The sequence below is a fragment of the Xanthomonas sp. DAR 34887 genome (genome assembly GCF_041245805.1).
GTDB classification, from domain to species: domain Bacteria; phylum Pseudomonadota; class Gammaproteobacteria; order Xanthomonadales; family Xanthomonadaceae; genus Xanthomonas_A; species Xanthomonas_A tesorieronis.
Genome location: NZ_CP162490.1, coordinates 2,577,367 through 2,603,219 on the forward strand (window position 1 = coordinate 2,577,367; position 25,853 = coordinate 2,603,219).

At 64.1% G+C, this 25,853-nt stretch carries 19 protein-coding genes and 1 tRNA gene; 8 read left to right on the forward strand and 12 right to left on the reverse strand.

Going from position 1 to position 25,853, the window contains the following annotated elements; translation table 11 throughout:
* Positions 1-564: 564 nt before the first annotated feature.
* The 5 genes from AB3X08_RS10970 to AB3X08_RS10990 all read right to left on the reverse strand — a co-directional run bounded on the left by AB3X08_RS10970 (position 565) and on the right by AB3X08_RS10990 (position 12,378).
* A complete protein-coding gene (locus tag AB3X08_RS10970; RefSeq protein ID WP_369938243.1) occupies positions 565-2,727 on the reverse strand; it encodes a hypothetical protein in 2,163 nt (720 codons plus the stop codon).
* A 238-nt stretch (positions 2,728-2,965) separates the two neighbouring features.
* Positions 2,966-7,579, reverse strand: a complete 4,614-nt coding sequence (locus tag AB3X08_RS10975; RefSeq protein ID WP_369938245.1) for a hypothetical protein — start codon at positions 7,577-7,579, stop codon at positions 2,966-2,968.
* 42 nt (positions 7,580-7,621) lie between these two features.
* Positions 7,622-9,334: a UvrD-helicase domain-containing protein gene (locus AB3X08_RS10980; RefSeq protein WP_369938247.1), complete on the reverse strand. Its 1,713-nt coding sequence runs from the start codon at positions 9,332-9,334 to the stop codon at positions 7,622-7,624.
* Between the two features lie 17 nt (positions 9,335-9,351).
* Complete coding sequence (locus tag AB3X08_RS10985) at positions 9,352-11,151, reverse strand: ATP-dependent nuclease (protein ID WP_369938249.1); 1,800 nt, start codon at positions 11,149-11,151, stop codon at positions 9,352-9,354.
* 141 nt (positions 11,152-11,292) lie between these two features.
* Complete coding sequence (locus tag AB3X08_RS10990) at positions 11,293-12,378, reverse strand: site-specific integrase (RefSeq protein WP_369938251.1); 1,086 nt, start codon at positions 12,376-12,378, stop codon at positions 11,293-11,295.
* 104 nt (positions 12,379-12,482) lie between these two features.
* Between AB3X08_RS10990 and AB3X08_RS10995 the strand changes: the two genes are divergently transcribed.
* From AB3X08_RS10995 to AB3X08_RS11015, 5 genes are all read left to right on the forward strand, one after another.
* Positions 12,483-13,382, forward strand: coding sequence for a DNA-binding protein (locus AB3X08_RS10995; protein ID WP_369938253.1), 900 nt, complete (start codon positions 12,483-12,485; stop codon positions 13,380-13,382).
* Positions 13,383-13,470: 88 nt separating this feature from the next.
* Positions 13,471-13,563, forward strand: a tRNA-Ile gene (locus AB3X08_RS11000).
* 64 nt (positions 13,564-13,627) lie between these two features.
* A complete protein-coding gene (locus AB3X08_RS11005; protein ID WP_369938255.1) occupies positions 13,628-14,179 on the forward strand; it encodes a hypothetical protein in 552 nt (183 codons plus the stop codon).
* 81 nt (positions 14,180-14,260) lie between these two features.
* Positions 14,261-14,515 carry a type II toxin-antitoxin system Phd/YefM family antitoxin gene (locus tag AB3X08_RS11010; RefSeq protein ID WP_369938256.1) on the forward strand — a complete coding sequence of 85 codons (255 nt, stop codon included), beginning with the start codon at positions 14,261-14,263 and terminating at the stop codon, positions 14,513-14,515.
* 133 nt (positions 14,516-14,648) lie between these two features.
* A complete protein-coding gene (locus AB3X08_RS11015) occupies positions 14,649-14,771 on the forward strand; it encodes a hypothetical protein (RefSeq protein WP_369938515.1) in 123 nt (40 codons plus the stop codon).
* Positions 14,772-15,352: 581 nt separating this feature from the next.
* Here the strand turns inward: AB3X08_RS11015 and AB3X08_RS11020 are convergent.
* Complete coding sequence (locus AB3X08_RS11020; RefSeq protein ID WP_369938258.1) at positions 15,353-15,790, reverse strand: hypothetical protein; 438 nt, start codon at positions 15,788-15,790, stop codon at positions 15,353-15,355.
* Positions 15,791-16,010: 220 nt separating this feature from the next.
* On the opposite strand from AB3X08_RS11020, the gene AB3X08_RS11025 reads away from it, so the two are divergent.
* The gene (locus AB3X08_RS11025) at positions 16,011-16,142 is read left to right on the forward strand and encodes a hypothetical protein (RefSeq protein ID WP_369938260.1); all 132 of its coding nucleotides are present in this window, start codon (positions 16,011-16,013) and stop codon (positions 16,140-16,142) included.
* Here the strand turns inward: AB3X08_RS11025 and AB3X08_RS11030 are convergent.
* The 4 genes from AB3X08_RS11030 to AB3X08_RS11045 all read right to left on the reverse strand — a co-directional run bounded on the left by AB3X08_RS11030 (position 16,139) and on the right by AB3X08_RS11045 (position 20,519).
* Positions 16,139-16,615 carry a MarR family winged helix-turn-helix transcriptional regulator gene (locus tag AB3X08_RS11030; protein ID WP_369938262.1) on the reverse strand — a complete coding sequence of 159 codons (477 nt, stop codon included), beginning with the start codon at positions 16,613-16,615 and terminating at the stop codon, positions 16,139-16,141. The two genes, AB3X08_RS11025 and AB3X08_RS11030, sit on opposite strands and share 4 nt — an antisense overlap.
* Positions 16,616-16,678: 63 nt before the next feature.
* Positions 16,679-17,386, reverse strand: coding sequence for a TraX family protein (locus AB3X08_RS11035; RefSeq protein ID WP_369938264.1), 708 nt, complete (start codon positions 17,384-17,386; stop codon positions 16,679-16,681).
* A gap of 205 nt (positions 17,387-17,591) precedes the next feature.
* Positions 17,592-19,304 carry an ATP-binding cassette domain-containing protein gene (locus AB3X08_RS11040; RefSeq protein ID WP_369938265.1) on the reverse strand — a complete coding sequence of 571 codons (1,713 nt, stop codon included), beginning with the start codon at positions 19,302-19,304 and terminating at the stop codon, positions 17,592-17,594.
* A 156-nt stretch (positions 19,305-19,460) separates the two neighbouring features.
* Entirely contained in the window at positions 19,461-20,519 is a 1,059-nt protein-coding gene (locus tag AB3X08_RS11045) for a serine kinase (RefSeq protein WP_369938267.1), read from the reverse strand.
* A 203-nt stretch (positions 20,520-20,722) separates the two neighbouring features.
* On the opposite strand from AB3X08_RS11045, the gene AB3X08_RS11050 reads away from it, so the two are divergent.
* Entirely contained in the window at positions 20,723-22,219 is a 1,497-nt protein-coding gene (locus tag AB3X08_RS11050; RefSeq protein ID WP_369938269.1) for a B12-binding domain-containing radical SAM protein, read from the forward strand.
* Positions 22,216-23,496 carry a nucleotidyltransferase family protein gene (locus AB3X08_RS11055; RefSeq protein ID WP_369938271.1) on the forward strand — a complete coding sequence of 427 codons (1,281 nt, stop codon included), beginning with the start codon at positions 22,216-22,218 and terminating at the stop codon, positions 23,494-23,496. Before AB3X08_RS11050 ends, AB3X08_RS11055 begins: the two co-directional genes overlap by 4 nt.
* Positions 23,497-23,599: 103 nt before the next feature.
* On the opposite strand, the gene AB3X08_RS11060 is transcribed toward AB3X08_RS11055, so the two are convergent.
* Positions 23,600-24,706: a glycosyltransferase family 4 protein gene (locus AB3X08_RS11060; RefSeq protein ID WP_369938272.1), complete on the reverse strand. Its 1,107-nt coding sequence runs from the start codon at positions 24,704-24,706 to the stop codon at positions 23,600-23,602.
* On the reverse strand, positions 24,703-25,827 hold the full coding sequence (locus AB3X08_RS11065) for a glycosyltransferase family 4 protein (protein WP_369938274.1): 1,125 nt from the start codon (positions 25,825-25,827) through the stop codon (positions 24,703-24,705). The genes AB3X08_RS11060 and AB3X08_RS11065 overlap by 4 nt, the downstream gene beginning before the upstream one ends.
* Positions 25,828-25,853 lie beyond the last annotated feature (26 nt).

The window sequence follows — 25,853 nt, forward strand, 5'->3', positions numbered from 1 at the left end:
GGTGATCGATCTGCACCTGTGGGATCGGGCCGGTTGGACAGGGACGGCGTTCGGCAGTTTCGGTGATGCGGCGCCGCCGTTTCTGGCACTGATGTTTAAGAAGCAGGATGCCGCGACCAAGATCTTCGAGCGCTGGCAGGAGCGATTCGGAAGCATGGACGACTCCGACGAGATCTACATCAGCATCGTTCGACAGTATTCAGCCAAGCATCCGGCGCACTACGGTATGGTGGTAACGTCCCGGCTCCCGGACGATGGCGACTCGGGGACGCAACTCTCCACCCTGGTCTCGCGATCGTTGTCGATGGAGCCCGACAATGACGTGAACCTCAGCCGGTTCCTGAAGGATTACGAACGCGTCGGCGCCTACTTGCTGATGCCGATGGTGTTGGAGGAAGGTCAGGCGCAACCTGCGCTTCTCCGGAATCTGTTCGTGCTCAAGCGCACGCTCCATGTAAAGCGGGCCGCCGACGTGGGGCCCTTCGATCCTGAGAACCTGTTCCTAGGGCCGCGGGGTCTGGGTCCATTGAAGCCTTAAACCACGCATCGCGCCGGCACAAGCCATCAGAAGACGACGGCCTCGGCCCGGTCGGCGTAACGCGTCTGGAGGAGTTCGTGGTGCTTTTCCACGCTGAAGCGCCAGCTCTCGAAGACCAGCGTTCTCGCGCCGAAATCATTCGTGTAGTTGATAGGGTCAAGCGCCGCGAACTGCTCACCTGCGAGACCATGGCGGCCCAAGTAGCGATTTACATCGGCCGTTGACAGCGAATCGCCTTCCCAGAAGCGAAAGATCGTACCGAGGCTGTTGATCTTCCCGCGCGCGATCACGTTGATGAACTCGTGCGCTTGACGCACCGGGTGGCCTTGGATCGTCGAGCCCGTGAACACGCGATTAGCGGTCAATACGAGCGTTCGGGTGGCTGTGGGAGCGGCAACGTTCCACCCGAGCACCTTCCAGACCTTCGTTTGGTAAGCAGGATCGGCAAACATCTGCTCCCGCAACGTGAGCTGCTCGCCGGCCTTGCGAATGTGATCGTAGCTGTTGCGCATCTCGTGTGCATTGCACGGATGGTAGGCGTTCTTGCATTCGATCAGGTACAGCGTTCCATCCCGATAGGCGACCAGGTCCGTGTCACCAGCCTTTCGGTTTCCTTTTACCTCGACGCCGACATGGAATCCCGCGTCGCGTAATGCCTGCTCCACCGCTGATTGCATGGGATCGGCCTCGCCGGCGAGGCGCTTCTCATTGAGGCCATTGGCAAAGGCGATGTTTCGCACGAGGTTGGCGTGCGCGATCACCGAAGGGGCGAGCAGGTAGTAGCCATCGACCTTGAGGAACGGCGTGTACTGCAGGTCCACGAATTCGCGGGAGTCGTCGAGCACCAGCAGCGAGATGACCTTCTCCGCCGTCTCGACAGGGAGCACGGTACTGAGGAAAGCCAGAAGCTGCTCGTGCCGGAACACGGCGATGATGGAATGCAAGGCGAGCCGTTCCCGCTCTGCGGAGTCGGTGATGCTGGTCAGCTGGTGCTGGTACAAGAATTCGACCAAGGCGAACAGGCGGCTGATGCGGAACAAGTCAGTGGAGCGAACACCGGGAGCCACCTCGAAGGGTTCGAGTTCGAGGTCCTCGTAGTCATCCACGTCCAACTGCAGCAGTGCGAGGAAGTCTTCGCGGAACGCCCGCTCTTCGGCGAGCGGATCGAACAGACCGGGCATGTCGGGGATGCCAAACGTGATGCGGCGAACGGGCTTGTCCTTGATCTGCATGAATTGCGAGATGATGGGCGCATAGATCTCTTCGAACAGCTTGGTCAAGGACATCGGGGAAGGCGACTTGGCCCAAACCTCTTCGATACCCACCTGGCGGATCAGCATCTGCATCTCCATCTGGACGTAGCCGAGGCGCACGGACTTTTCAAGGTCCGGATCGATCGAGCTGACGAGAACCAAGTTGTCGAGCGTGCGCGCGCAATAGGGCAGCCCATCAATCAAGGTCTCAGCGCGGCACAGTTCATCCAGACGGAAGGCGGTGTGCAGGTCCTCCAGGTAGGAAGCACGGTCGGCCTTGAGCGCTCGCTCGTCGGTGTAGGAGAAGTCGGTCATGTGCAGTCCGCCGGCCTCTCGGGCGATGGTCAGTACGCGCGACACCATGCTGGCGATGTCTTCCGTACTCAGGCCATCTAGGGCATGCGCGATACTCGACTCGTCGATCTCGGCATCGATCGGCACCCTGGTACGGGCGGCAAACGCCTGGTTGGCGATGACCAGGAAGGTCTTGAGTGCGCGACCCCGTCGCTTCGACAGCCGCGCCAGCAGGGCGTGCCGAAGCCGCTTGGCGTCCGCCGCTAGGTAGTGGAGGGCATCGACCGATGCCAGGTAGTCGCGCCAACGAGGCTCAAGCCCCAGCGCGTCGTGCAGGCGGTCCAAGATGCGCACCATTTCCCGCAGCGCTCCGATTCGAAAGTCGTATCGGGAGGCGCGCAGCAACCCCTGGCGGCGCAGGTCGGCCATCAGAGAATTGCCGCTCGCACACACGGCCATGGCGAGCAACAGCGCGGCCGCGTCTTGACGGTGGTTCTTCCGGATCAACTCCTTGAGCCGCGCGAAGTCGTCTCGAGACACCTTCGCAGGTCTGGTGGAGCAGACATTCGCGCGCACCCACGCTTCCTTCTCAGCGATGGTGGGGCAGCCTTGCAGAACTTGTTCGATTGATTGGAGGCTCATAGGTGCGAACAATGGGGGTGTACAGGTAGCAGCTCGGACCGCCGACATAACGGAGTTCCGCCCCCCGAACCAGCAGTCCTCACCGGGCTTAGTCCGGTGCCTTTTCCCACTAGCAGAAATTTGGGTCTTGATCCCGTCGTCTTGCCATTTTTTGCCAATGTCCGCTTCTGGCCGAAAGCGGACATTATTAGGGAAGGGGATAAGGCAAATCTATCGAGGGTAGGAGAGGTCTGTAGACTCATCGCCCGCTCGATGAGCGATGCCGTCGCGTCTTTGGGCGAAAATAGCTTGAGGCATTGACGGTTCTTTTATCGAGATCCAGTGTGATACTTCTAGCTTCGGAAGTGTTTAACTCAAGCACGCGCTCGAAGATGTAAGCGCCGAGCTCTTGGTGCGGCGCCGCCATCTCCTGCAGTCGAAGGGAAACGGTGAGCAGGTGCTCTGTGAGGGAATAGCGCGATGAGTTGTTGTCGAGGAAATCGTCGTCGACCGCCTCCAACAAGGATCGCACGACGTTGGCGACGATCAGAGGCGCGGCTTCCAGCATCGAGACCAGGCAGTCCCCCAAATTATCGTCGGCAATCTGCTTGAGTAGGTTGGGGCGAGCCGCTATGTGTTCGAGCAACTCGCGGCTGGTGGCGTCCGGCTTCAGAAGTCGCCGGGCGAACACCCAGGCCGCTGCTGCCACTACCTTGTCGTCGTCTGAGTCCAGCAGACGCAGCAAGTAGGGCTGCATCCGAGCGCGGAAGTCCGCCTCCTGCCAAAGCTCGGCGGTGGCATAGGCGATGCCGGTGCGGCATTGGACCAGGAAGGGCTCAGCATCCGTGTCCTTCAAGTGTTGCCCCAGCAGTTCCTGCACATCTGGTTCGGCGTCGCCCTTCAGGGCGAAGCGAAGCATGAGGATCTCACCCGCGGCTTGGGCAGCAAAAGCTGTCTGCGTTGCGTACAGCGCATTCAGTAATGTGTGGGCAGTTGCCGTCGAAATCCAATGCTGGCTGTTTGCGAGGAGCACTGCGCCGGTCTTGAAGTTGCAGAGCCCGGGGTAGGATTGAAACAGTTCCAGAAGGAACCGCTGTGCGCGTTCATGATCGGCGCATACCAGCCATCTCAGGTCGTGGGCCAGGGTTCCCCAGACCTTTAGCTGTTCTTCGCGGCCGAGATGTGTCTCGAGCAGGGACAACCACGCATCCCAAAGCGGAGGTTCCTGTGAAAGGCAGGCGTGGGTCAACGCAGAGAGAATGGGATAGTTGCCGCTAGGCATGATGACGAAGCCGCCGTGGCTCCACAGGATGCTGCCGGATGGATCCTTGTCTTCGGCATCGTCTTCGGTCTGGGTGCCGTCGTCGAGATCGTCCTGCAGCCATGAGGTCAACAGCTCGAACAGATCCTGTGACAGTGGCGTATCGGCACTCACGACCGCGCCAGCGGCATACGCCGCATCCCTGCGGAACTCCACACCGTCAAAGCCCTTGTGGTTCAATTCCAATATGAGCGAATGTAGCGCGGTAGCGTCGTGCTTGCTCTCTCCGAGCGCTCGCAGCACGGCGCCGACCGCGATTTCGTTGTTGTTCGGATGCATCTGGCGGATGAGGCGGATGGCCTTGTCCGGTACGACCTTGGCGAGCTCAGCCAGTGCACGGCTAGCCTGTATTACGCCGCCACGCATGTGATGTCTTGGATGGTCCCACTGCGTCTGATCGGTGAGTTCGGCAAACAGGCTGAGAATGTCTTCCTCCGACGCCCGTTGCATGCGCGTGGCGTCCATGGGGCTGTCGATCCTGCTGAATCCGGAAATGCGGACATCAGCGTCGTCCAGACCGGGGAATGCCCGCTCCTCCTCGGCGACATGGCGGCGGCACGCCACGCTCATGCGTTCCGGCGGGATGGCCCGCAGCAGGCGCAAACGATGCTGGCGCGTCCATTGCAGGCGGTGAAGACGCGTCTTTGCATCGTCATCGGGTAGGTAGATGTATCGGTTCCAGCCAAGGATGGCCCGTTCCAGTTGCTGGATCTGTTCTTCGTCGAGGTGCGGCGAGACCGCACGGATGAGGCGTTTTGTGTCGCCATGTGCATCGCGGTAGCTACCGATCACCAGACGCCTGGGATCCTCGAGTAGGAACTCAAGCGCTTCTGCAGGGTATTGCGCGGCCACCCGCTGCAGGCCCAGCGCAAGCAGCCGCTGGACGGGCATCAGGTCGGACTGTCGATTGGACTGCAGGAGATCAAGGAAGTCTTCGGGGTGACGTTCTGCTAGCAGTTTGATTCCGACGATCACAGCCGAGATGAAAGGTTTCTCGCGACGCAGCTCTTCATCGTCAAGATCGGGAAATCTCATGTCGACGCTTCTGTACCCGACGACGAAATCATGCGCATCCTGGGCCAGGAGCCGGACCGACTTCAGCACCCAAGACCAAACCGTCGCCATGAACTCTCGCGGTGCGGCTTCGGCGAGTGCCCGTAGGTCGTGCAGTTCTTGCCCGTTCAATATCTCTGCGAGACGCACAGCCTCTTCAGCGGGCTGCTGCACGTCGGCAGTCTTCTGCCGCAGCCAGGCATCGAGCAACAGCGGCGCCTGGCTAGGATCCGCGCCACTGACGACGCTGAGCATGTGGTTGGCCTGCCAGCCCGAGATCTCCGTCCTGGCAAGAATCTGCCGGCATAGGGCGATGCAGTCCGCGTCCCAGGCCGGTAGTTGCTCCAGCACGAACCAAGTCAGCGGGTCCTTCTCCGCACTGGCTTGCCAATGGTCCCGGATCAGGTCCAGTGCGCGGGCTTGCCGGGAAGGCAACGCCCGCCACAGCACCGGCAGCGCGACGCGGGCGTCCTCGACCGGCAGTCGCATGATCTCCACAAGGTGGTCGTTCGCCAGCCAGTCGAACCAGCCGGGGCTTCCGGGAACCGTGGCGAGGATGCGGCGCCGGTACCAGCCGTCGTCCCACTTCTCTGCGACCAGGGCCGTCTCGTTGGGGTCGGGGTCCTGCAGTTGGCCGAGGAACTCTATCAGCAGCATCTTCAGGTGCGGGCGAAGATCGGCGTGCCAGAGTCGCTCGATCTCCCGGGAATAGGTTGTACGGTCGACCGCACGCATGTAGGCGACCGAGTGCCACAGCAGCGGTCTAATCCGCAGGCTGTGCTGGCGCTCCAGCACGGTATCGGTGAGCTGCCCGGGCGCGTCGACGAAGCTCCGTGCGCGGATGTACTCGTAGAGCGTTTGGTGGCGGAAGCCGACGCGGCCACCCTCGCAGAGCAGGATGCCGGATCGCGAGAGTCGTTGCAGTTCGTTGTGAAAGGCATCGAACAGCGCCTCCGGCAACCAGAGAACTTCCCGGTCTGCCATCCGCGCAGTGATCTCGTACAGCGCCGTGCGCGAGCGCCCGCTCGCATCGGACAGCACCTCCTGTTTCCACAACTCTCCGAGCATGTGTTGGTACCCGAGCAGCAGATCTGCCTCTTCGGTGGTACCAATCAGCTGCAGGAACAGGTTCAGGGTCTGGGGCGATCGCAGGTCCTCACAGATCGAGGCATTCCATCCTTTGGCGTGGATGCCGTATTTCCCGAGCGTCGCCTCGACGTTATCCCATGTGGGCAGATCGAGCGTCATCGTCTCTGCATCGAGATTCCGCAACCGGGTGTCGTGCCGATGCTCGAATACTCGGCAGGAGGCCACGATGTGAACGTTCTGCACGCCCGAAAGCCCGCGAATCAGGTCCATGGGCGCACGCAGGCGCGTGGAGTGCTGGACGACCAAATCCGCAAGCGCATCCAGCTGGTCGACAAGAACGAGTACTTTCGTGGACTTGGCCAGCGCGACCACGCAATCGATCGGATCGGCGGGCAGGTTCAGATGATCGCCAAGCGAAGGCGTGTCGATGACGTCCTCGGACAGGTAATCCGCCTTGATCGCGAGGACAGGGATGCCGAGCGCGGCCTGCTCCCGAGCCAGCCTGGCGAGCAGTGCGGATTTGCCGCAACCCGGCTCGCCGAGTACGAGCGTTAACCAGGCCGGCTCGTTGGCGATTCGTTCGCAAAGCGCGTCCAGCTCGGGCCGCTCCAGCCAGTCGTCTTTAGGCAGCGTCGTCTTCCAGTCGGTTAGGTCGGCGGACGCCGCGGCAAAGCTGTTGGACACTTGGACCGGATCCAGCGAAATGGCGTTGCGAATGAAGCCGACACCACGCTCATCCAGCGCCTGCACGATCTGGTCGCGGTCCAGCGGTCCGGGAGGAGCCCGCAGCCCACTCTGGTTGCCACGCGCCATTCCGGTGAGCACATCGACGGCGGTTTCGGGGTCGTCGACCTGAAACTGTAGCGCTGAGAGGTTGACGGCTTCCCAGCCTTCGAAGTTGTGCGCGCTGCCGATCCGTGTGTGCCTGACCAGATCGAAAGCGCTATCACCGGAACAGTCCAAGACACCTTCGAGCTTGGCAAGAGCTGTTTTGAGTCTGGAGCTGGCCTGCGCCTCGAATACGTCGTGACTGGCGTAGTCACGGGTACTCTCGACCAGAGCTGCCAAGTCGCCAAACGGCGTGTGCGAGCAGAACTCGATAATCGCATCCGGCGTCTTCTGCAGTTGTCGGCGCGCTTTGACCAATTCTTCCTTCAGATCCGAATCCGATATCTGCCAGCTACGGTGGTTCGGTTGATTCTTCTTTGCCTGTATGTGTCGGGTCGTGCCGCTACCATAGGTAACGACGATGTCGTCCACATCGATGGTCTCGGACGCCCCAGGAAGGGCGACGGCGTCCACTTGCACGGAGGCGATGTTCGGGTCGGACAGCAGCCTGATCAGCCAATGCACGGCGACAGCGAGCTGGTACTCGTCTCCACGGTGGGATCTTCTGGCGGCGATGCTCATGTGTCAAACCGATATGTAAGGCAAAGACGGTCTTCTCAACTGTCAGCCGGGTGGAAGTAGATGACAAGGATCTATTGACGGAGTCATCACGGTTAGAAGTGATCTCGCGCGCGTAGAAGCGACATGTAAGTTGAATCGCGCGGATCGCTCCGAGTCGGGTCCTCGTTGAACAAAGTAGCGTTGGAACGGCCCCTCAAATACGATGACCTCGTCGAACTCTTTACCTTTGGATTTGTGTATTGTCATCACCGATACGCCTTGGTGAGCGCGACCTGTCGCTGCAAACTGATCCTCTACGACTGCTGCACGCAGGAGCGACCTCGCTTCGACATAAGCACTGTGTGCGCGCCAGGCGTCGGCCAAGACCGCCTCAATCTGTGCGCCACGGTGTAGCAGTCGCATGTGCCGAGCTTCTTTCGCGGCGGATTGGAGTTCAGCTCGGGAGCTCGCTGCCATTGCTGCTCGCACCGCTCGCCAATCCGACACTGGGTCGCCAGTAAGTTGGAGTTGTGCCACCTCGGCAACTAGCTGGCGGACTCCCGGTCCAATGCCTGCTGCTCCGTAGCCCCTGTCGCCTCGTGTCCGGACTGCGGTCGCCAGAGTGCGCATCCGTCGAGATCTGGTGATCGCAGTATTCGAAGCGTTCTCGGTGCGCCCGACCTCAAATGCCGCGAGTGCTTCAAGAACGGCAGCGCCAAGTTCAATTTCGGAGCTTCTGGGCTCCAGGAGCAGCGCAATCAGCATGCCGGCCAGCATAGGGCCCTCGGCCGAGACAACAATGTCGATGGGATACCTAGGAAGCCCGTGCTCTGCACCGTACATGTAATCAAATACGGCTGCGGCTAGGGGGTTCGACGGCACAAGAACTGCCAACGACCAGGTTTCCCGTCGCCTTAGTCGGTTTGCAGTTTCAAGCACCTTCTGCTTCAAGGGCCTGAGGCTGCGACCTGCGTATCGAATCACAGAAACACCTGTGTAGTGCTGCTGGCGGAATGCCCCATCAAGAATCGCATCCGCGAATGCAGTGATATCAGTGCCAGCACTGCGATTGTTTTCGCTGAGGAAATCGAATTCGGTTGGGGCGAATGCTTCAATGAAATCATTGAAGCGCCGAGGACTCGCACCCTTGAAGTCGTAGATGCGCTGCTTGGGGTCGCCCAGTGCAATCAAACGGCTGTGCTGTCCTAGGCGGGAGATCATTGCCCATTCTTGATCATTCGTGTCTTGGAATTCATCCACGATGATCGTTGGATAGGCATGGCCGAAGGCCTGAGCCAAAACAGGTAATTTTTCCAGCAACTCTGTTAGCAGAATTGGGAAAAGATCGAAAGCAACCAATCCTTCTTCATCAAACAGCTGCCTTTGGCGCGCGGTGCGTGCACCGCCAGCGAGTCCCGCAAGGCGCTCTCGTGCCTGGGCGGGAAGTAGAAGCGAAACTCCGGGTTTCGTGCCTAGCAGATACGCATGACTCTTCAAGACCGACCACGCGAAGCCATGGTAGGTGTTGATTTCGATGCGGCGCAGCTGATCTTTGGGGAGCGTTGCCGTAGCCTGCTCGGCGACGCGGGCAATCGTGGCACGGGCGAAACTCAGGAATAGCGCCTTCGCCGAATTTCCTATGCGCCCGGCCGCAAGGTCTTCGCAGGCTTTGGCGAGTGCGATCGTTGTCTTGCCTGACCCAGCACCGCCTCGAACTATGATGTGGCCATCCGTTCCAAGTAGGCGTTGCCGTTGTTCGCAGAGCACCAAAGGCATGGCGCTATATCCTCTGCTTAGATGACTGGAATTGGAAGCAGAGGCAATAGGATAGGCTGGGGAGGAAGCGCGGGTGGTGGTTCAACCATCGCTCTTAGTGCGCCGAGGATCCTCATGATGGTTGGAGGGAGGTGCTCGATCTGACACTGGTCAAAAAACAGGGTGAGGTAGTCATTGCCCTTCTTGTATCGAAGAATTTCAAAAAAGGGAGCGGCATAGGCCTGGTCCGGCGAGTTTTCAGGAGGGAGCTGATTTTGCAAAGCTTGCGGCCACTCGCCCTGAACTGCGAGCCATTTGACGAACCAACTCTGCATGGCAGGCGGAACCTCGGCTCGAAGGAGCTCTTCGAACCCCACGTAAGGCTGCTCAAAAGCTCGGTCGCTCGCCTGCTCGATCGTAGCTCTTGCGGCGGGCTGCTGCTGGTCAAAGATCGTTGCCACTGTCTTGCCAAGTCCGCGGAAGAATGTGGCAAACGGTGCGACCGCGGTATCTCCAACCGCATCAAATGGAACCCAGCCAAGCGAATCGAGACGCTTGTGCGCAGCGGGCGCAATTTCAGCGGCACGCCGTGATACCGCACTGTATGCAACGAACTCAGTCTTTCCTTCGACCACAAGAACCCGCCGCGCGAGAAGCGCTTCGCAGAAGCGCGTCCGGAAGCCATCTCGGAAGATTTTTAGTTTGAGATTGGCGGGCAGCACCACGGGCGTGGCCGACATGTGTCCGGTAGCATCCCTGCGCACGACCGTCATCTGCTCGGGCTTGAACTGCTCGATGACATAGGGGGAGTGCGACGTGAAGAGAGCTTGGGATGCAAGCCCCCGCACCTTGTCGACTACCCGCTGCTGGACGTGCGGTGGAAGCGAAAGCTCGGGCTCCTCCATCGCAAAGATCACGCGACCTGCACGACGTTGCGCGATCAATCCCAACATGGCCAGCACCAGCGCGTTGATCGTTCCCGAACCTTGGTGCTGGAAGGGTGCCGCGTAGCCAGGCACACCGGTAGCAAGGAACGATTTCAGGACTCGTCGAAGATCCTCGCGCGTGAGCTCTGAAACCCGAAGGTGCGGGGCGTCCGCCCACTCGCCGGGAACGATCTCCCGCATTGCATCCCGGATGGCGGTCAGGATCTGGCCAAACTCCGGATCCTGATCACCGACCACATCAAGCACGCGCAAGCGATCCAGGAGTCCCTCCCACATCCGCGTCCGAACCTCGTAGGTCCGGAGGATCACATCAAGCAACGACCCCCGTTCCATCGACAGCGCACGGCTTCCGGTGCGAAGCGCGCGAAGATGGAGGAACCCAAACTCCCGCTTGTCCGAGGAACGGCATTCGCTCGTAGGAACATCGTCGACATTTCGAGGAACGGCGAACCATGTCTTAGCGGTGAATTCGTCGGCTTCCTGGTCGTATTCGCCTTCGAACCTGATCCGGACCGCCGGTTCGACTCCGGCCTGTGCTGCCTGTGCGGCCCCGCCAGGTCCGATCAACACGCCGTCCCCCTCCCGCCAGAACTCCAAGTTGTTCCGAAAACGCTCGCAATGCTGTGCGTCGAGCCCTGCAATGACCACTTCGACAACAATCTTGGGGCCCGGATGCTCGTCATCCCCCCGGTAGGCGCCACCAAAGAAATCGTGCTCGTCGATGACCTGACTTCTGGCTAGCCTGTCCGCACCGATGGCGAGTTCGACGGCTTCGAAAATCGTGGACTTGCCGGTGTTGTTGTCGCCAAGCAAGACCGTCGTTCCGGCAAAGCGTAGGTCGGCCAGTCGAATGCCACGGAAGTTTTCGATGTGAACGCGAGCAACGCGCATGGCTCCTCCCGAACCGAGACGTTGAGCGAGACTTAATGTGCTCTCCCCGAACAACGGAGGATAGGGCTTAAGGTCACATTTGTCGCCTCCGCAGCTAAAACGGCGGGAAGTGACATGCCGCGCCTTGCAAATTGGCGATTCTTAGTTTTCGAGAAGGCGAGCAGCTGGATTGTTCGTTGCTCCGCCGGTCTGAAAATACCCCATGACACTCGACACCGACCGGTGTTCGGTCAGCTGCATAATCGCCGGCAGCGCAATCCCTTGGCGGCTGGCCTCGGTCACGAACCCTGACCTGAGACTGTGCCCGCCAAAATCTCCCTCCAGTCCGGCCAGTCGCGCCCGCCGCTGTACGATCTCGCCTACCGCGGCCGGAGACAGGGCAGGGCCGACGCGCTGCTTCCACAGCCGTCGGAAGATCGCCCCTTCGGTGATCCCGGCTGCGTCCAGCCAGTCCTGCAGCGCGAGGGCGGCCCGATCGAGCACCGGCTTGTCCGGGGTCGAGCTCGCGGTGACACCGGCCTGCTGGGTCTTGCTGTGTTCCAGGCGGTAGATATAGCCCAGGTCGCCGATTCGGCGCAGGTCGCGCAGATCGGCAGCGGCGATCTCGCTGCGCCGGCGGCCGCCGCTGGCAAACCCGAAGCAGAGTAGGGCGCGATCCCGTATTCCTTCCAGGCTGTCGTCGCAGGTAGCCAGCATGGATTCCAGCTCGGGCAGGGTGATGGCGGTCTTCTTGCGCGGCCGCTCGCCGCGTTTGACTGCGGCTCGGGCGGCGCGGCTGAGCACGGTGCGGATCGCTGGCTGTTCGCAGGGATTGGTCGCCTGTTTGAGCCTGTGCGCGGTGGACAGCACGGCGACCCGATGCCGCACGGTTGCCAAGGTCCAGGGCCCAAGCTTGGCCTTCAGGCCGGCCGCCACCAAGGCCTGGTCCACGATCGGCGGCAGCTCCCACACCAGTTCGCCCTCAGCCGAACGGCGTTGCACATGGTCAACGACGAACTGCAGCACGGTGGCCTCGGGTACCGGCAATGCCAGCTCGATGCCATAGCGCGCCGCATGCCAGCCGGCCCAGTAGCGCAGGGCACTGGTGTAGCTGCGAGTAGTGTTCTCGGCCGCTGCTTCGGCCAGCAGCTCGCGCACCGCGTCCGCCGTCTGTTGCGCCAGCTGTTCGGGCAGTACCAGCTGGTGGACGGTCTGGACTAGGGCGGCACTAGTGGAATTAGCATTCATAGTATGTAATATACGCTACGAATAAGCAGGCGTAGCCACGATAATCATCACTTATCGAGAGTAGGTCAACTGCAGGGCAGGGCGCCAATCCGGGAGGCACTTCAATGGCCAGAGGCATCACAGAATCAGATGTTCACGCCGCCGCCGACGCGCTTGTCGCGCTGGGCGAACGTCCGACCGTGGAACGCATCCGTGCTCATCTTGGCACTGGCTCGCCCAACACCGTGGTTCGCTGGCTGGAAACCTGGTGGGGAAGATTGGGTGAGCGGCTGACCGCGCAGCAGGTCAAACTTGAGCTACCCAATGCCCCTGCGGAGCTGGCGACCTTGGCCTCACAGTGGTGGGAGCATGCGCTGGCAGCCGCACAGCGCCACGCTGACGCCAACCTGGCTCAACAGCGTGCCGACCTCGTCGCACTAGAAGATGACTTGGGCAATCGGGAGGCCGCTTGGCAAGCGCAGATTCATCAGCATTCCGTTGCTGCCAACCAAGCTCGGCAGTCGCTGGTTGTCGCCGAACAGCGGCTGGCCGATCTCCAGCGCTTGTGCGATCAACAGCTTACTCAAATTGCCGACCTGACCACGCAACGCGAGGACTTGCGTGACCGCTGCACCCAGATGGAACAAGAGCTTGGTGCGCTGCAGGGCCGCTACAGCGAGCGTGAGGCAGTGATCACCATCGAGCGCAATCGTCAGGCCGACCACGTGCGTGCAATTGAAGATAGGGCGCACGCAGAGATCGATCGGGCACGGCAGGAAGCTCAGGCACTTCTAAAGCAACTTACGAGCGCACAACGGGAGCGTCAAACGTTTGAACAGCACGCTCGCCAGCAAGAAGACAGTACCCGTCAGGCGTTGGCTGAGGCGCTACGAGAAGCTGCCGTCGAGCGAACTCGAGCCGACACCCTGGCAGCAGAGTTACAACGTATCGTCTCAGCGAGGCCCACATCGCGCCAGAAGTCGGCCGCACCGGCGGCACGCAAGCCGCGCCGCGCTGCACGTTAGACAACAAGCGCATGGTATGCTCAAGCCATGAGTGCCTACCACCGCTACGAGCCCGGCTTTCGAATATCGGCGTGATCGCAACGATCACGCCCCTGTAGCTCAATTGGTAGAGCAGCGGATTTATATCCCGTCAGCGCCAGATAAGCGGCAAGTGCCGGTTCGAGCCCGGCCAGGGGCACCACCTGTTCGCGTCGTTGCAGATGACGCGTTGAACTGAGCCTTGCTTCTACCCAGGCATTTAATTGATGCGCTTTTTTCTGGATACCGAGTGGGCCGACACCCTAGGCTCTGAGCTCGTCAGCATCGCCTTGGTGGCGGAGAACGGCATTGACTACGTCTACGCCGAGCGAGAGATATTGCCGGCGCGTCCGACTGACTTCGTTCGCAGCGTCGTCTATCCACTGCTGGATCGGGACAAGTCTACCCTGACCGATCAGGCAATGACCATGCGCGTACGCGGTTTTCTGAACTGCACAAGTGCTCCAATGATCTTTGCGGACTACGCCAACGATCTTCAACTTCTGCACTACGTGCTCGCGGGCTTCGATCTACCCGATACCCAAGTCTCTGCGTGCGGCCCGACACCTCGGGCAGTGGATGTGCAGATCATTCACGACAGGCAGACGGCAACATTGGTGGAAGCCTACTTTGAGGCTCATCCTGCAGTTCGGTCCAAACGACACCATGCCTTGGTCGATGCAGAGGCACTGCGAGTGGCATGGCATGTCTCTACCGGTCGCATGCCATGTCCCGCATGGGCCGTTGATGCTATGGCACGCGTAAGCCGCGCACCTTAGCTGGCGATCGCCGCTTAGGTGAGTCATTTGCCTTGCAACTATCAGTAACGCAACTACATCGTGCTGATCCAGGAAACGCCTATGACCATCACAACCCTATCAAGCCGGGAACTGAATCAGGACGTGACGCGGGCAAAGAAGGCCACCAAGAGCGGCCCGGTGTTCATCACGGACCGCGGCAAGCCTGCGCACGCACTGTTGAGCTTCGAGGACTACCAACGGCTGACCAGGCAGCGGCGCAACATCGCCGATGCGCTGGCGATGCCGGGCATTGCAGACGTCGAGTTTGAGCCGCCGCGCGTGACGATTGGAGCCCAGCCGGCTGATCTTTCGTGATGTACGTGCTCCGACGTCCCCTCGCTTTCAGTAGCGGGGCTATTTAGAGTCCGGGTTTTAACGTGATCCACGTGTTTACGAATTTGAGTCCACCGAGACCGCCGAGGACTACAACCGGTGGTTCCGGGCGAAGATCGAGTGCGCCGTGGCCGACACGCGGCCGACGATTCCGCACGACCAAGTGATGGCGTGGGCGCACGCTGCGATAGAAGCCGCCGCGAAGGGTCAGAAGCTCGCTGATGAAGATCACCATTGAGTGGGTGGGAAAAGCACTGGGGGTGCTGCGTAAGAGCATCCAAGAGTGCGCTATCCACCGATGCCGCACGGTGGCCAGCGTCCAAGGCCCAAGTTTGGCCTTCAAGCCACATGCTGACGAATTCTCCGCGTTAACAGTAAAAGTGGGCACTCGAGAATGCGGGGCCAGGAAAACTTGGCACTCGATGGTGCGGCTGCAGATGACGATCACTTATGAGTGCGTGGGAAAAGCATTGGGAGTGCTGCGTAGGAGCATGCAAGAGTGCGTTGTCCATGCATAGCGACACCGGCACGAAGAGCGTCCACGCGTTACTTTGGATCGTGTCCTTGGAGAGGGAAAAAAGCCTTTGAAATCAAGCAGGGGCACGATCCAAGCGAAAAGGACACGAACTAAAGAAACTGACACTGGGCAAGCAAGACTTGATCCACAGCCAGATCCAGCGCGCCCGCGCCCGTAGTACATTTCGCATAATGTATATTATGTAAAGGCAGAACGCTGCGGCGCTAGGTCGCCATAGCCCTTACTGGCCAAGCTGGATCGATTGCAGGACAAGTGTCGACAGCTTCTAGCCCCAACCCCGCTCATCGACCAATGGATATCGCCGGCAACTCGACAGAGGGTCTGCAGCGCAGATAGTTCCGCTGCCGATCGAGCGCTTGCTCCCAGCCATTGCCTACCCGGCGGATCACACGGCCCTCGGAACACGAGACGCCCGAAGCCTTGGCGTCAGCGGTACCCAGCGCAGGGATATCTAGAAGAACCGGCGATGGCCGAGGACGCCCCCAGGCGCGGGACATGTTGTCCTGCATCACGAAGTCGACCTGCTCGCAATAAGCATGGACCCATGGCCGAGGATCGCTAGCGAGGAGCTTGCGACAATCCAGCTTCGGAACCGCAGCCACATTGCGATTCGGATTCACACGCTCGCTGCCGCGGCCGGTAGCTGTGCGCGTCTGCGCAGACGCAGACAAGGCGAACGCCGCCGACAGCAAGAACAGCCCCAAAATACGAACATCCATGCTCACCCCCGTGGCAGAGAGGATATGCGAGAGGTGAAGCGCACGCTTAGACAGTTGCGAGGTCGGTACGCCGGGAGACATTCGGCAGTTCGACCAAGCGCCGTCCACCAAACAACGCAATCAGGGTCTCACGCCCGAAAACAATGTGCATATTGCACTCTTTCCTGAAGAGGCATACGCTGCCGCCCAGTTAAGTGCATTTTGCACATATGGAGGCGGCATGAACGACGACGGCAAGCCATTGGATGTCTTGATCCGCGGCGCTGGCGCGGCGGGCCTCACGATCGGCATGACCGCGCAGGTCGGCAAGCTGCAGGCGCTTGCCGGTTACCTGGCGGCGGTCGGACTCTAGCCTGCGGGAGCTTTGCCTTTGAGGTCGTCGGCGAACTTGCACATGAGCCGGACCAATTCTTCGATATCCCGCTCCTCCCACTCGGCGAAGACGGCGACGCCGATTCGCTTGCGCGCTTCGTCGACCCGGTCCGTCATCGCCTTGCCCTCGCTGGTGATGACAGCCTCGCGAATGCGGCGGTCGCTGGCGCTTTCCCGGCGATCGACCAGGCCATGGCCTTCCAGCTTCGCGACCTGGCGGCTGACGGTGGTGTAGTCGCGCCCCACCCGATCGGCCAACTCGACGACCCCGATCGGCCCGAGCCGTTCCACCAGCACCAGCAGCGGGAACAGGGCGCGTTCAAGGGAGATTCCCGCCTCCCGAATCATCGCCTCGTCGCGCTGCGGCCTGTTCATGACGCCGACGATCTCGAGCAACGCTCCGTGCAGCTCACGGAATCGATCGTTGCGCTGTGCCTGTTTCGCTTTCTTCATCGCCCCGGAATCAGCTTGCGTTTGATGCCTGCATGCTACACCCATGCACCTGGGAACAACGCCTCAGACGGCATGCACGGCCAGCGTTCGTACCAGCACCGCAAGCAGCGCCAGATGCCCAACGTAGTAGATGTAGAACGCCCAGCGCGTCCGCGGAATAGGGAAATCGCGGTTGGCCAACAGCGCCACCACCGGCAATGCCAGCAAGGCCCAGCCGTTGCCGTTCCACCAGCACAGCGGTCCGAACGCCAGGACGAGGATGGCGATGCGGGCATGGCGGTGTTCCACCGCGTGGCGGAAGCCGTGCTGGGGCGCACTCTGCTGCGTCGCGTGCGGCATCGCGCGCAGGCGGAACACCCACCAGGCGGCCAGCACCAGGATCAGTCCGGCCCAGTTGTAGTCCACCAGCGGCGGCGCGGCCAGGACGCACATGCCGAGCAAGGTCCACTGCCGTCGCTGGATGCTCCAGATCGCCGCTGCCGCCAGGGCGAAGCTCAGCAGCACATTGAATGGCCACCAGTAGCCGAACGCCAGTCCGAATGCCGGCTGGGCCAGGATGCCCCACAGCAATAGCCTGCGCACGGACTTGAGGACATCGGCGCCGGGCTGGGCCAGGTTGTAGGCCATGACCAGGGCGAACAGCGGGAATGCGACGCGACCGAGTTCGGACACGACCGGGATATAGCCGTGGACCAGCGTCTTTGCCACGTGATCGCCGGTCATCAGCAGCACGGCGATCCATTTCAACAGTTCGCGGGCACTGCTGGTCATCGTGTCGTTCAAAAAGCCGCTCCTTGCGGCCAAGTGTCCGCCCTGCCCCGTCTGCCGCCATCGCCGGTGGCGGCGGTTCGGCGAGCAGCAGGCGCGCATCGCTGTCGAGGCCATGGACGGTAGACTGTTCCGCGCAAGTCGGCAATACGGCAGAGTGCGTGTCCCGGAGCGGCGTGCCGCCGCCGCGTCCCGCTCGCTGCGACGCTCAGTGCGGCTGTCGCGCCAGCGAACGTGGCACCTCTGCCTTGCGCGCCAGGTGCAGGCAGCGGTCGGCCACCGCGGACAGGCTGGTCCGGTGCGACACCACGACCAGCGCGGTGCGCGGCAGGCGTTGCCGCAGCGTCGACAGCACGTGCTTCTCCGAAACCGCGTCGAGCGCGCTGGTGGCTTCGTCAAGCAAGGCGATCCGCGGTTGCCTGAGGATCACCTGCGCCAGCAGCAGGCGCTGCAGCTCGCCGCCCGAAAGTTTGGCAGTGGCGCTGTTCAAGGTGGTGTCCAGGCCCTGCGCGCCGGCCTGCAGGCGCGCAGCCAGGCCGACGTCGCGCAAGGCCTGCCACATCGCCGCGTCGCCGGCGCCCGGCTCGGCCCAGGCGAGGCAGTCGCGCACCGTGTGCTGCCACGGGCGCACGCTCTGGCCCACATAGGCGCCATGCCGCACCAGGGCACGATACGCGGCGAAATCCAGCGTTTGCCCATCGCACTGCGCCGCGAACACGCGCGGTTCGACCATGCCGGCGAGTACGTCCATCAGGCTGCTCTTGCCGGCACCGGAGTGTCCGCAGATCAGGGTCATGCTGCCGGGCGCCAGGATCAGCTCGCCGATCGCGACCGCAGCCAGTGGCGGCGCCAGACCGAGCCTGTGGATGCGCAGCGGGCCATGCATGGGTGCGGCCGCGTGCGCTATTGCGTGCACCGCCCTCGCCGTCCCCAGGCCGACATAGCGCTGCCAAAGCTCCAGCGCCGGTGCCGCCGACCGTAGTTGCTGGAAGCTCTGCCGGGTCGAGACCAGATACGGCAGCAACCGCCCCAGCAGCAGGCCGACGGTGATCAACGCGCCGCGGTCGATGCCGTGCCAGAGGCCTGCCAGCAGCATGATCGCGGCGATGGCGGCGACGGCGCTGAGTTCGAGCAGCAACCGGCCCGAGGCGACCAGCGCCTGCTGTCGCCAGTAGCCGTGGCTGAGTCGGCTGGAGATCGCGTCGTAGCCGCGTTTCTCCAGGTCTTCGCGTTCGAACGAGCGCACGTGGCGCAGGCGCCGCGGGAAATCCTCGCTGAGCCAGAACAGCCGGGTCATGTCGGCGACGTACTGGCGGCTCACCCGCGCCTGCTCGTGGCCGGAGATGCGGAACGCGAGCAGTGCCAGGCCCAGCAGCGGCGGCAGCGCCAGCACCAGGGTCGGCGACACCAGAAACGCGATGCCCAGGCTGACGCCGGCGGTAATGGCGGCCACCAGCAACTGCAGCAATGCGCTGAAGCCCTGGACGATGATCTCGATGTTGTAGGTGAGCACGTTGGCGATTTCCGCCGAACTGGCGTCGGCCAGCGCCGGCAGCGGCGCGTCGAGCAGGCGCGCGTGCACCATGCGGCGCAGGCGCAGCGCATGGCCGCTGGCCAGATCGGCGGCCAGTCGCGCACCCGTCCAGCGCAGCAGGGCGAAAACGGCACTGGCGACGACGAAGATCGTCGTCTGGGCGAGAACGCCGTCGGGCAACGCGAGCACGTGGCCGCCGAGCGTCAATGCATGCCCGGGTTGCACCAGCGGCACCAGGGCGACCGTGGCCACGGCCCCTGCCAGCGCGCAGACCAGCGACAGCACGACGTAGAAACAGATGCGCAGCCGTTCGCCACGGTCCAGGGTGGCGACGAAGCTGCGCAGCAGCGGCGGCGCCGGGTCGGAGGCGGTGCTGCGCGCGGTCATTGGGGACGGCCTGCGGACGGTGCACGTTCGCCGATCGGTGTGGCGGACTGCGACGCGCCTGCACGCCGCGCCGGTGCGAGCATGGCGCCGCGGCGGCCCTCGCCTGCGCGCGCGGCGTCCGTTCTCATGGCCGGCATATGGTCGCCGCCGCCGCACTCATCGCAGCAACTGCAGTACGGCATCGACCGAAGCATCCGCATGCGTGCCGCGTTGCAGTTCGTACACGCCCAGCCGTTGCAGCTGGCGCGCGAACAGCGACCATCCCGGCTGCGCGGCGGCGTAAGGCTGGTCGGCGGTCAGGCGCTGAAGCACGTCGTGTTCGGCGATGGGCCGCAACAGCTGCCGCGAATCGGCGGCAGCGGTGCTGGAGACGAACACCGCACCGGCGAGCTGCAACGGCGCGGGCGCAAGGAACGCGCGGCCGTTGCGGATATCGACCTCGTGCTTGACCGCGCCGCTGCGGCGCCGGATCGTCGGTGCGGCGGCGATCCAGTCGCGGGTCTGCCCGTCGACCAGCCGCAGCAGATCCGGTCGCAGGTGCAGGAAGTTGCCGATGCCGGTAGCGAGCATGCGCTGCGGCTCGACGAACAACGCGTCCTCGGCAAGGAACTGCAGCCCGCGCAGCAGGCTGTGCAAGGCCAGCGTGGACTTGCCCGCACCGCTGGCGCCGAGCAGCAGCACGCCGCGCTCGCCGGCGCCGACGCAGGCGCCGTGCAGCGGCACCAGGCGCATCGCGCGCGCCGCCAACACGAACACCGCGAACTCGATCAGTTCGTAGCGCACATGATAGGGATGGGCGAGCATGTCTTCCGATACCACCAGCAACGCCCTGCGCTGGTCCGGCATCAGCACCATGTAGTTGTCGGCGTCGATGACTCCGCACAGCGCGCCGGCGCCGGAATGGGTCCGCACCGGCGGCGGCTGCAGCGCGAACACATAGGGCGCGTCGTGGCGCGCGACCAGGTTCAGTTCGATATGGAAGTCGGCGCCCTCCGGCAACCGATGCGGCGGCACGCCGCCGAACGCCGCGTCGACCAACTGCAGCAAGGCCTCGCTGTTGCTTTCGAAGCGGAAGCGGCCGCCCAGCAGTTGCTTGTCGAGGACATGGTCGCGCCGCAGGCGGTCGTGGAACGGATCGACGGCAGCGCCCGCCTGGGTGGCGTCGGTACTGGCCACAGGCTCCCAGCGTTGCGTGCGCACGGTCGAGAGCTGCATTGGCGATGGGTCCGTGGATTCGATGCGCGTGGGTGCGTGTAGCGGCGGGAAAGGTTGCGCACATCGCGCGTGATGCCGTGCCTGCGCAGCGCGCACAACCAAAGACGGCGCCGGCGGCACTTACCGGCACGGCCACCTGTGCGCGGCCCCTGCTGCATGCGCCGCGGCATCCGTTGCCGGCGCCGAACGAGACCCTTCCGCCGATGCCAAAGATCCAGGTCAGCCACTCCTACTTCCTGCGCTACGACCCCAAGCAGTGGGAGCGCGGCAAGCCGTATCCGCCGTTGGCCACGCTGCAGGTGGCTACGCTGCTGCGCCGGTACGGGCACGAGGTGACGCTGTTCGACGCGATGCTGGCCGACGGCGTGGAGGACTACCAAGGCTCGCTGCGCGCCGCGCAGCCGGATCTGGTGGTGTTCTACGAGGACAACTTCAATTTCCTGACCAAGATGTGCCTGAGCCGGATGCGCGAGGCTGCCTGCCGGATGATCGCCGAGGCGCGTGCCGGCGGCAGCCGGGTGATCGTGGCCGGCTCCGACGCGTCGGACCACCCCGACGCGTTCCTGGCCGCCGGCGCGCATGCGGTGCTGATCGGCGAAGGCATCGCGCCGCTGCTGGAACTGGTCGAACGCCTGCAGCGAACGCCCGACATCGATGCCGCAGCCTGGGTAGCCGACGTGGCCGATGTCGCCACTCCCGCCCTGCCGCAGCTCAAGCGCGCGCAGATCGGCGCGCGGCCGCCGGATCCGCGCCTGTCCGGCCTGGCCGCCTGGGACCTGGTGGATATCGAACGCTACCGGCGCCTGTGGCTGCAGCGGCACGGCTACTTCAGCCTGAACATGGCGGCCTCGCGCGGCTGCCCGTTCCGCTGCAACTGGTGCGCCAAGCCGATCTGGGGCAACCACTACAAGCGCCGCACCGCGCCGGAGGTGGCGGCGGAAATGATCCACCTCAAGCGCGCCTTCGCCCCCGACCATATCTGGATGGCCGACGACATCTTCGGCTTCCACATCGACTGGGTGGAAGAATTCGCCGCGGTGCTGGCCGCGGCCGATGGCTCGATTCCGTTCACCATCCAGACCCGCGCCGATCTGGGCAGCGAACGCATGGCCGCCGCGCTGGCCCGCGCCGGCTGCGCCGAGGCGTGGATCGGCGCGGAAAGCGGCAGCCAGCGCATCCTCGACAAGATGACCAAGGGCACCGCGGTGGAGGACGTGATCGCTGCGCGCCAGCGCCTGGGCGCACACGGCATCCGCGTCGGCTTCTTCCTGCAGCTCGGCTATTTGGACGAACAACTGGACGACATCCTCGCCACCCGTGCGCTGGTGGCGAAGGCGCGTCCGGACGACATCGGCGTCAGCGTGTCGTACCCGCTGCCCGGAACCAAGTTCTACCAGCAGGTGAAGAACCAGCTCGGCCGCAAGACCCATTGGCAGGACAGCGACGATCTGGCGATGATGTTCCATGGCGCCTACGACTCGGAGTTCTACCGGCGCGTGCGCGATCTGCTGCATCGGCAGGTGGACCTGCAACGCAGCGAAGCCACGCGGTCGCCGCAGGACCATGCGCAGGACTGGGCGGCCCTGGATGCGCAATGGGAGGCGTTGATCGCCAGCGAGGGCCGGCATCGCACCGAGGCCGCCGTGCCTACCGCAGCCACCGTCTCTGACCGCCGCATCCCGCTGGCGCAACGCCAATGACCGCGCAGGCGACGCCGCAAGCGCATGCGCCCTCCTCCACCGATCCCATCACCGAGCGCGGGATACAGCCCGCCTTGAAGCAGGTCGGCAAGGGCTTGCGGCTGGCGACCGAAACCCTGGCGCGCGAGCTGGCGCGGCCGGGCGACGCGATGCCGCAGTGGAACCGTCTGCAGTGGCAGCTGGCCGCGGCGGCGACCGCCGCGCACGGTATCGGTCCGTTGCTGAGCCGGCTGTCGGTGTGGCCCGATCGCGACTGGAGCGCGTTCCTGGCCGAGCAGCGCGAGCATGTCGCGCATCGCTACCGGCGCATCGCCGCGCTGCTGAAGCGGATCGATGCGCTGGCCCAGGCCGCCGGCGTGGCGATCGTGCCGCTGAAGGGCGCGGCCTTGCATGCAAAGGGCCTGTACCTTCCTGGCGACCGGCCGATGGCCGACATCGACCTGCTGGTACGCGCCGAAGACGCAGCACAGGCAGGTGCGCTGCTGGGCGAGCTCGGCTATGTGGCCGAGTTCGCGCAGTGGAAGCACCAGACCTTCCGCCCCGCGCAGGCGCACGCGGTCGCCGGCCTGGGCGAGCATCGCGACACGCCGATCAACATCGAGCTGCACCTGCGCATCCAGGAGCGGCTGCCGCTGGCCACGGTCGATATCAGCGAGCGTATATTTCCGCGCGACAGCCGACCAGGGTTGAACCCCTACCCGTCCAATGGCGCGCTGATGAGCCACCTGCTGCTGCACGCGGCCGGCGGCATCTGCAGCCGCAGCCTGCGGCTGATGCATCTGCACGACATCTCGCTGCTGGCCACGCGGATGGGCGCCAAGGACTGGCGGGTGCTGTGCGACACCGCCGATGGCGCCCCGTGGTGGGCGTTGCCGCCGTTGCAGCTGGTGCTGCGCTACTACCGCACGGCGATTCCGAAGGCGGTGCTGGCGCAGTTGCGCGCGCAGTGCCCGCCGCTGCTGCGGCTGGTCTCGCGCCGGCTGGACCTGACCCGCGCCTCGTGCTCGCAGCTATGGCTGCCGGCGCTGCCCGGGATCGAGTGGGCGCGCTCGCTCGGCGAGGTCGTGCGCTATCTGCGGCAGCGGCTGCAGCCGTCGCGGGAAAGCCGGCAGGAGCGCGCCGACATGATCCGCACCCAGCTGTGGCTGCAGGGCCAGCCCTGGGTCGCTCTGCCGCAGCGGCGGCGCCTGCTGCGGCGCCTGCTGCGGCCGGTGCCGCGGATGGATACGCTGTATGCGGTGCGCAGCGCCCTGCAGGGCTATCCGGCGGCGCGTTGAGAGGGTAGACCTCTGTAGGAGCGGCTTCAGCCGCGACAGGCAGGTTCCGGCTGCGGATGGTTTCTGTCGCGGCTGAAGCCGCTCCTACGTTGAATTCATGCGCTTACTCGCGCTTCGGACACAGCCGGCGGTACAGCGTGTTGAAGCTGCGCACGGTGTGCTCTGCATCCTCGCGCACCGCGCGACACTGCGCGGACCAGGCCAGGCGCAGGCGCAGTTCGTCGTCGGCCAGGACCTGGCGCAAGGCCTCGGCCAGGCCCGCCCAGTCGCCGGGCGGCACCGCCAGCGCCGCCGACGGCGCCCATTCCAGCAGGTGCCCTACCCCGGTGCCGACGGTGGGCACGCCGGCCACCGCCGCTTCCAGCAGCACCATCGGCCCGGCTTCGTGCAGCGACGACAGCACCAGCAGATCGGCAGCCTCCACCAGCGGGCGCAGTTCGCGCTGGGTCTTGAAGCCGAGGAAGCGCACTTGTTGCGACAACCCGAGCTGCGCGACCAGGCGCTGGATCTCGCCGTCCAGCGTGTCCACGCCGACGATATCGATCCGGAACGCGACCCCGGCACGCGCCAGCGCCGCCAGTGCGCGCAGCAGCGTCGGCTGATCCTTGACCCGGTTGAGGCTGGCGACGTGCAGCAGCCGCGCGGTGCCGCCATCGCGGCGGCGCGGCTCGCGCTGCGGCCAGGCGCGCAGGTCCACGCCCAGCGGCACGCGTTCGGCGGCGATGCCCAGCGCCCGCAGCGCCTCGACGATCGGGTCGCTGGCGGCAGTGACCGCGTCGGCCAGCCGCAACACCAATGCCTCGCGCAACCGGCCTTGCCACTTGCGCCGCCCACCGTAGCCGATGGCATGCAGTGCGACCAGTTCGCCGCCGGCGATATGCACCAGGCTCGGTCGCCGCAGCAGGCGCGCGGCGGCCACCGCGATCAGGCTGCAGTGGCCGGAGAAGATCGATTGCACCAGGTCGAACGGCGCCAGGCGGTGCTCGGCGCGGATCGCGGCGACCGCGCGCAGGCGGGTGCGGCCGTTGCCGATGTTGTGGATGCGCGCGCCGAGCAAGTCCCAGTTGGCCGGCGCAGGTTCCTGGTGCAGCACGAACACATGCACCTCGTGGCTGCGCGCCAGGCGTTCGATCAGGGTCATCAGCACCGGGATCACCCGGTACTCGCCGCTGCGATCGACCCCGCCGGGCACCACCAGCGCCAGCTTCATGCCTCGCTCCGCGCGGCGTGCTCCAGCAACTGCGCATAGGCGCGCGACCAGCGCCGGCCCACCGCCGCGAACGACAGCTGCGCATCGAAATGGGCGCGGACCTGCGCCGGCGACGGCCGTTCGTCGGCGGCGTGCACCAGCGCTTCGGCGAGCAGGTCGGCATCGCCGCACGGCCACAGTTCGCCGACGCGGCCATAGTCGGTGAGCGCCCGGAACGAAGGAATGTCGGTCAGCACCGGCAGCGTGCCGCAGGCGAAGGCTTCCAGCGCCGCGTAGCCGCAACTTTCGGCCAGGCTGCCCGACACGAACAGATCGGCCGCACGCATCAGCGTCTGCACCTGCGCATGGTCGACCTTGCCGAGCAGATGCACGCTCCCGCGCAGGCGCGGATCCTGCTGCACGCGGTGCTGGACCGCCTCCAGCAACGGCGCGCTGCCGAACGCACAGAACAGCTGCAGTCCGGGCAGCCGCGCGACAGCGCGGGCCACGCCTTCGAGCACGGTCAACGGATCCTTGCCGGCGCTGAGGTGCCCAACCCACAGCACGCAGGGCGCGCCATGCAGGCCGCTCTCGCGCCGTGCCTGGGCGCGATCGCCGAGAGTGAAGCGGCAGCTGGATTCGGGAATCGCGAACAGGCGGGTGGACGGCGCGAACAGCCCGGCATGCACGAACGAGCGCGCCAGATCGAGCGAGGTGAAGGCGATCCCCGCTGCGGCCGCATACCATTGCCGCCACTGCGAACGTCGCCACCAGCGCGGCGGGCGATTGGCATGGTCCTGCAGCAGGATCGGCACCTGCGGCAATTGCCGCGCCATCGCGCAGGCCTCGCGCGCGAACTCCAGGCCGTGCACGTGGACCACGTCGGCGCCGATCGCGTGCACGATGCCGGCGATGCGCCGCGCACGGCTGCTGGTGCCGGCTTCGCCCGGATCGGTGAAGTGATATTCCACGCCGTTGCGCAGCAACTGCTCCGAGGCATCGGCGGCCTGGATCACCGACACGCGGGTGCCGGCGCTGGCCACCGCCTCGGAGATGTCGGCCAGCGACGGCCAGTGCGCGAACACCTGCGCCGGCGCCACGCCCTTCGGTGTGCGGACGAAATTGATCTGGGCGACGTGCATGGGTTTTCCGCTGGAACGCGTCATGC

Excerpts from the sequence above, each read along its gene's own strand:
- AB3X08_RS10970 (WP_369938243.1), bottom strand. The coding sequence starts at position 2,727 with ATGAGCCTCCAATCAATCGAACAAGTTCTGCAAGGCTGCCCCACCATC.
- AB3X08_RS10975 (WP_369938245.1), bottom strand. The coding sequence starts at position 7,579 with ATGAGCATCGCCGCCAGAAGATCCCACCGTGGAGACGAGTACCAGCTC.
- AB3X08_RS10980 (WP_369938247.1), bottom strand. The coding sequence starts at position 9,334 with ATGCCTTTGGTGCTCTGCGAACAACGGCAACGCCTACTTGGAACGGAT.
- AB3X08_RS10985 (WP_369938249.1), bottom strand. The coding sequence starts at position 11,151 with ATGCGCGTTGCTCGCGTTCACATCGAAAACTTCCGTGGCATTCGACTG.
- AB3X08_RS10990 (WP_369938251.1), bottom strand. The coding sequence starts at position 12,378 with ATGAATGCTAATTCCACTAGTGCCGCCCTAGTCCAGACCGTCCACCAG.
- AB3X08_RS10995 (WP_369938253.1), top strand. The coding sequence starts at position 12,483 with ATGGCCAGAGGCATCACAGAATCAGATGTTCACGCCGCCGCCGACGCG.
- AB3X08_RS11005 (WP_369938255.1), top strand. The coding sequence starts at position 13,628 with ATGCGCTTTTTTCTGGATACCGAGTGGGCCGACACCCTAGGCTCTGAG.
- AB3X08_RS11010 (WP_369938256.1), top strand. The coding sequence starts at position 14,261 with ATGACCATCACAACCCTATCAAGCCGGGAACTGAATCAGGACGTGACG.
- AB3X08_RS11020 (WP_369938258.1), bottom strand. The coding sequence starts at position 15,790 with ATGGATGTTCGTATTTTGGGGCTGTTCTTGCTGTCGGCGGCGTTCGCC.
- AB3X08_RS11025 (WP_369938260.1), top strand. The coding sequence starts at position 16,011 with ATGAACGACGACGGCAAGCCATTGGATGTCTTGATCCGCGGCGCTGGC.
- AB3X08_RS11030 (WP_369938262.1), bottom strand. The coding sequence starts at position 16,615 with ATGAAGAAAGCGAAACAGGCACAGCGCAACGATCGATTCCGTGAGCTG.
- AB3X08_RS11035 (WP_369938264.1), bottom strand. The coding sequence starts at position 17,386 with ATGACCAGCAGTGCCCGCGAACTGTTGAAATGGATCGCCGTGCTGCTG.
- AB3X08_RS11040 (WP_369938265.1), bottom strand. The coding sequence starts at position 19,304 with ATGACCGCGCGCAGCACCGCCTCCGACCCGGCGCCGCCGCTGCTGCGC.
- AB3X08_RS11045 (WP_369938267.1), bottom strand. The coding sequence starts at position 20,519 with ATGCAGCTCTCGACCGTGCGCACGCAACGCTGGGAGCCTGTGGCCAGT.
- AB3X08_RS11050 (WP_369938269.1), top strand. The coding sequence starts at position 20,723 with ATGCCAAAGATCCAGGTCAGCCACTCCTACTTCCTGCGCTACGACCCC.
- AB3X08_RS11055 (WP_369938271.1), top strand. The coding sequence starts at position 22,216 with ATGACCGCGCAGGCGACGCCGCAAGCGCATGCGCCCTCCTCCACCGAT.
- AB3X08_RS11060 (WP_369938272.1), bottom strand. The coding sequence starts at position 24,706 with ATGAAGCTGGCGCTGGTGGTGCCCGGCGGGGTCGATCGCAGCGGCGAG.
- AB3X08_RS11065 (WP_369938274.1), bottom strand. The coding sequence starts at position 25,827 with ATGCACGTCGCCCAGATCAATTTCGTCCGCACACCGAAGGGCGTGGCG.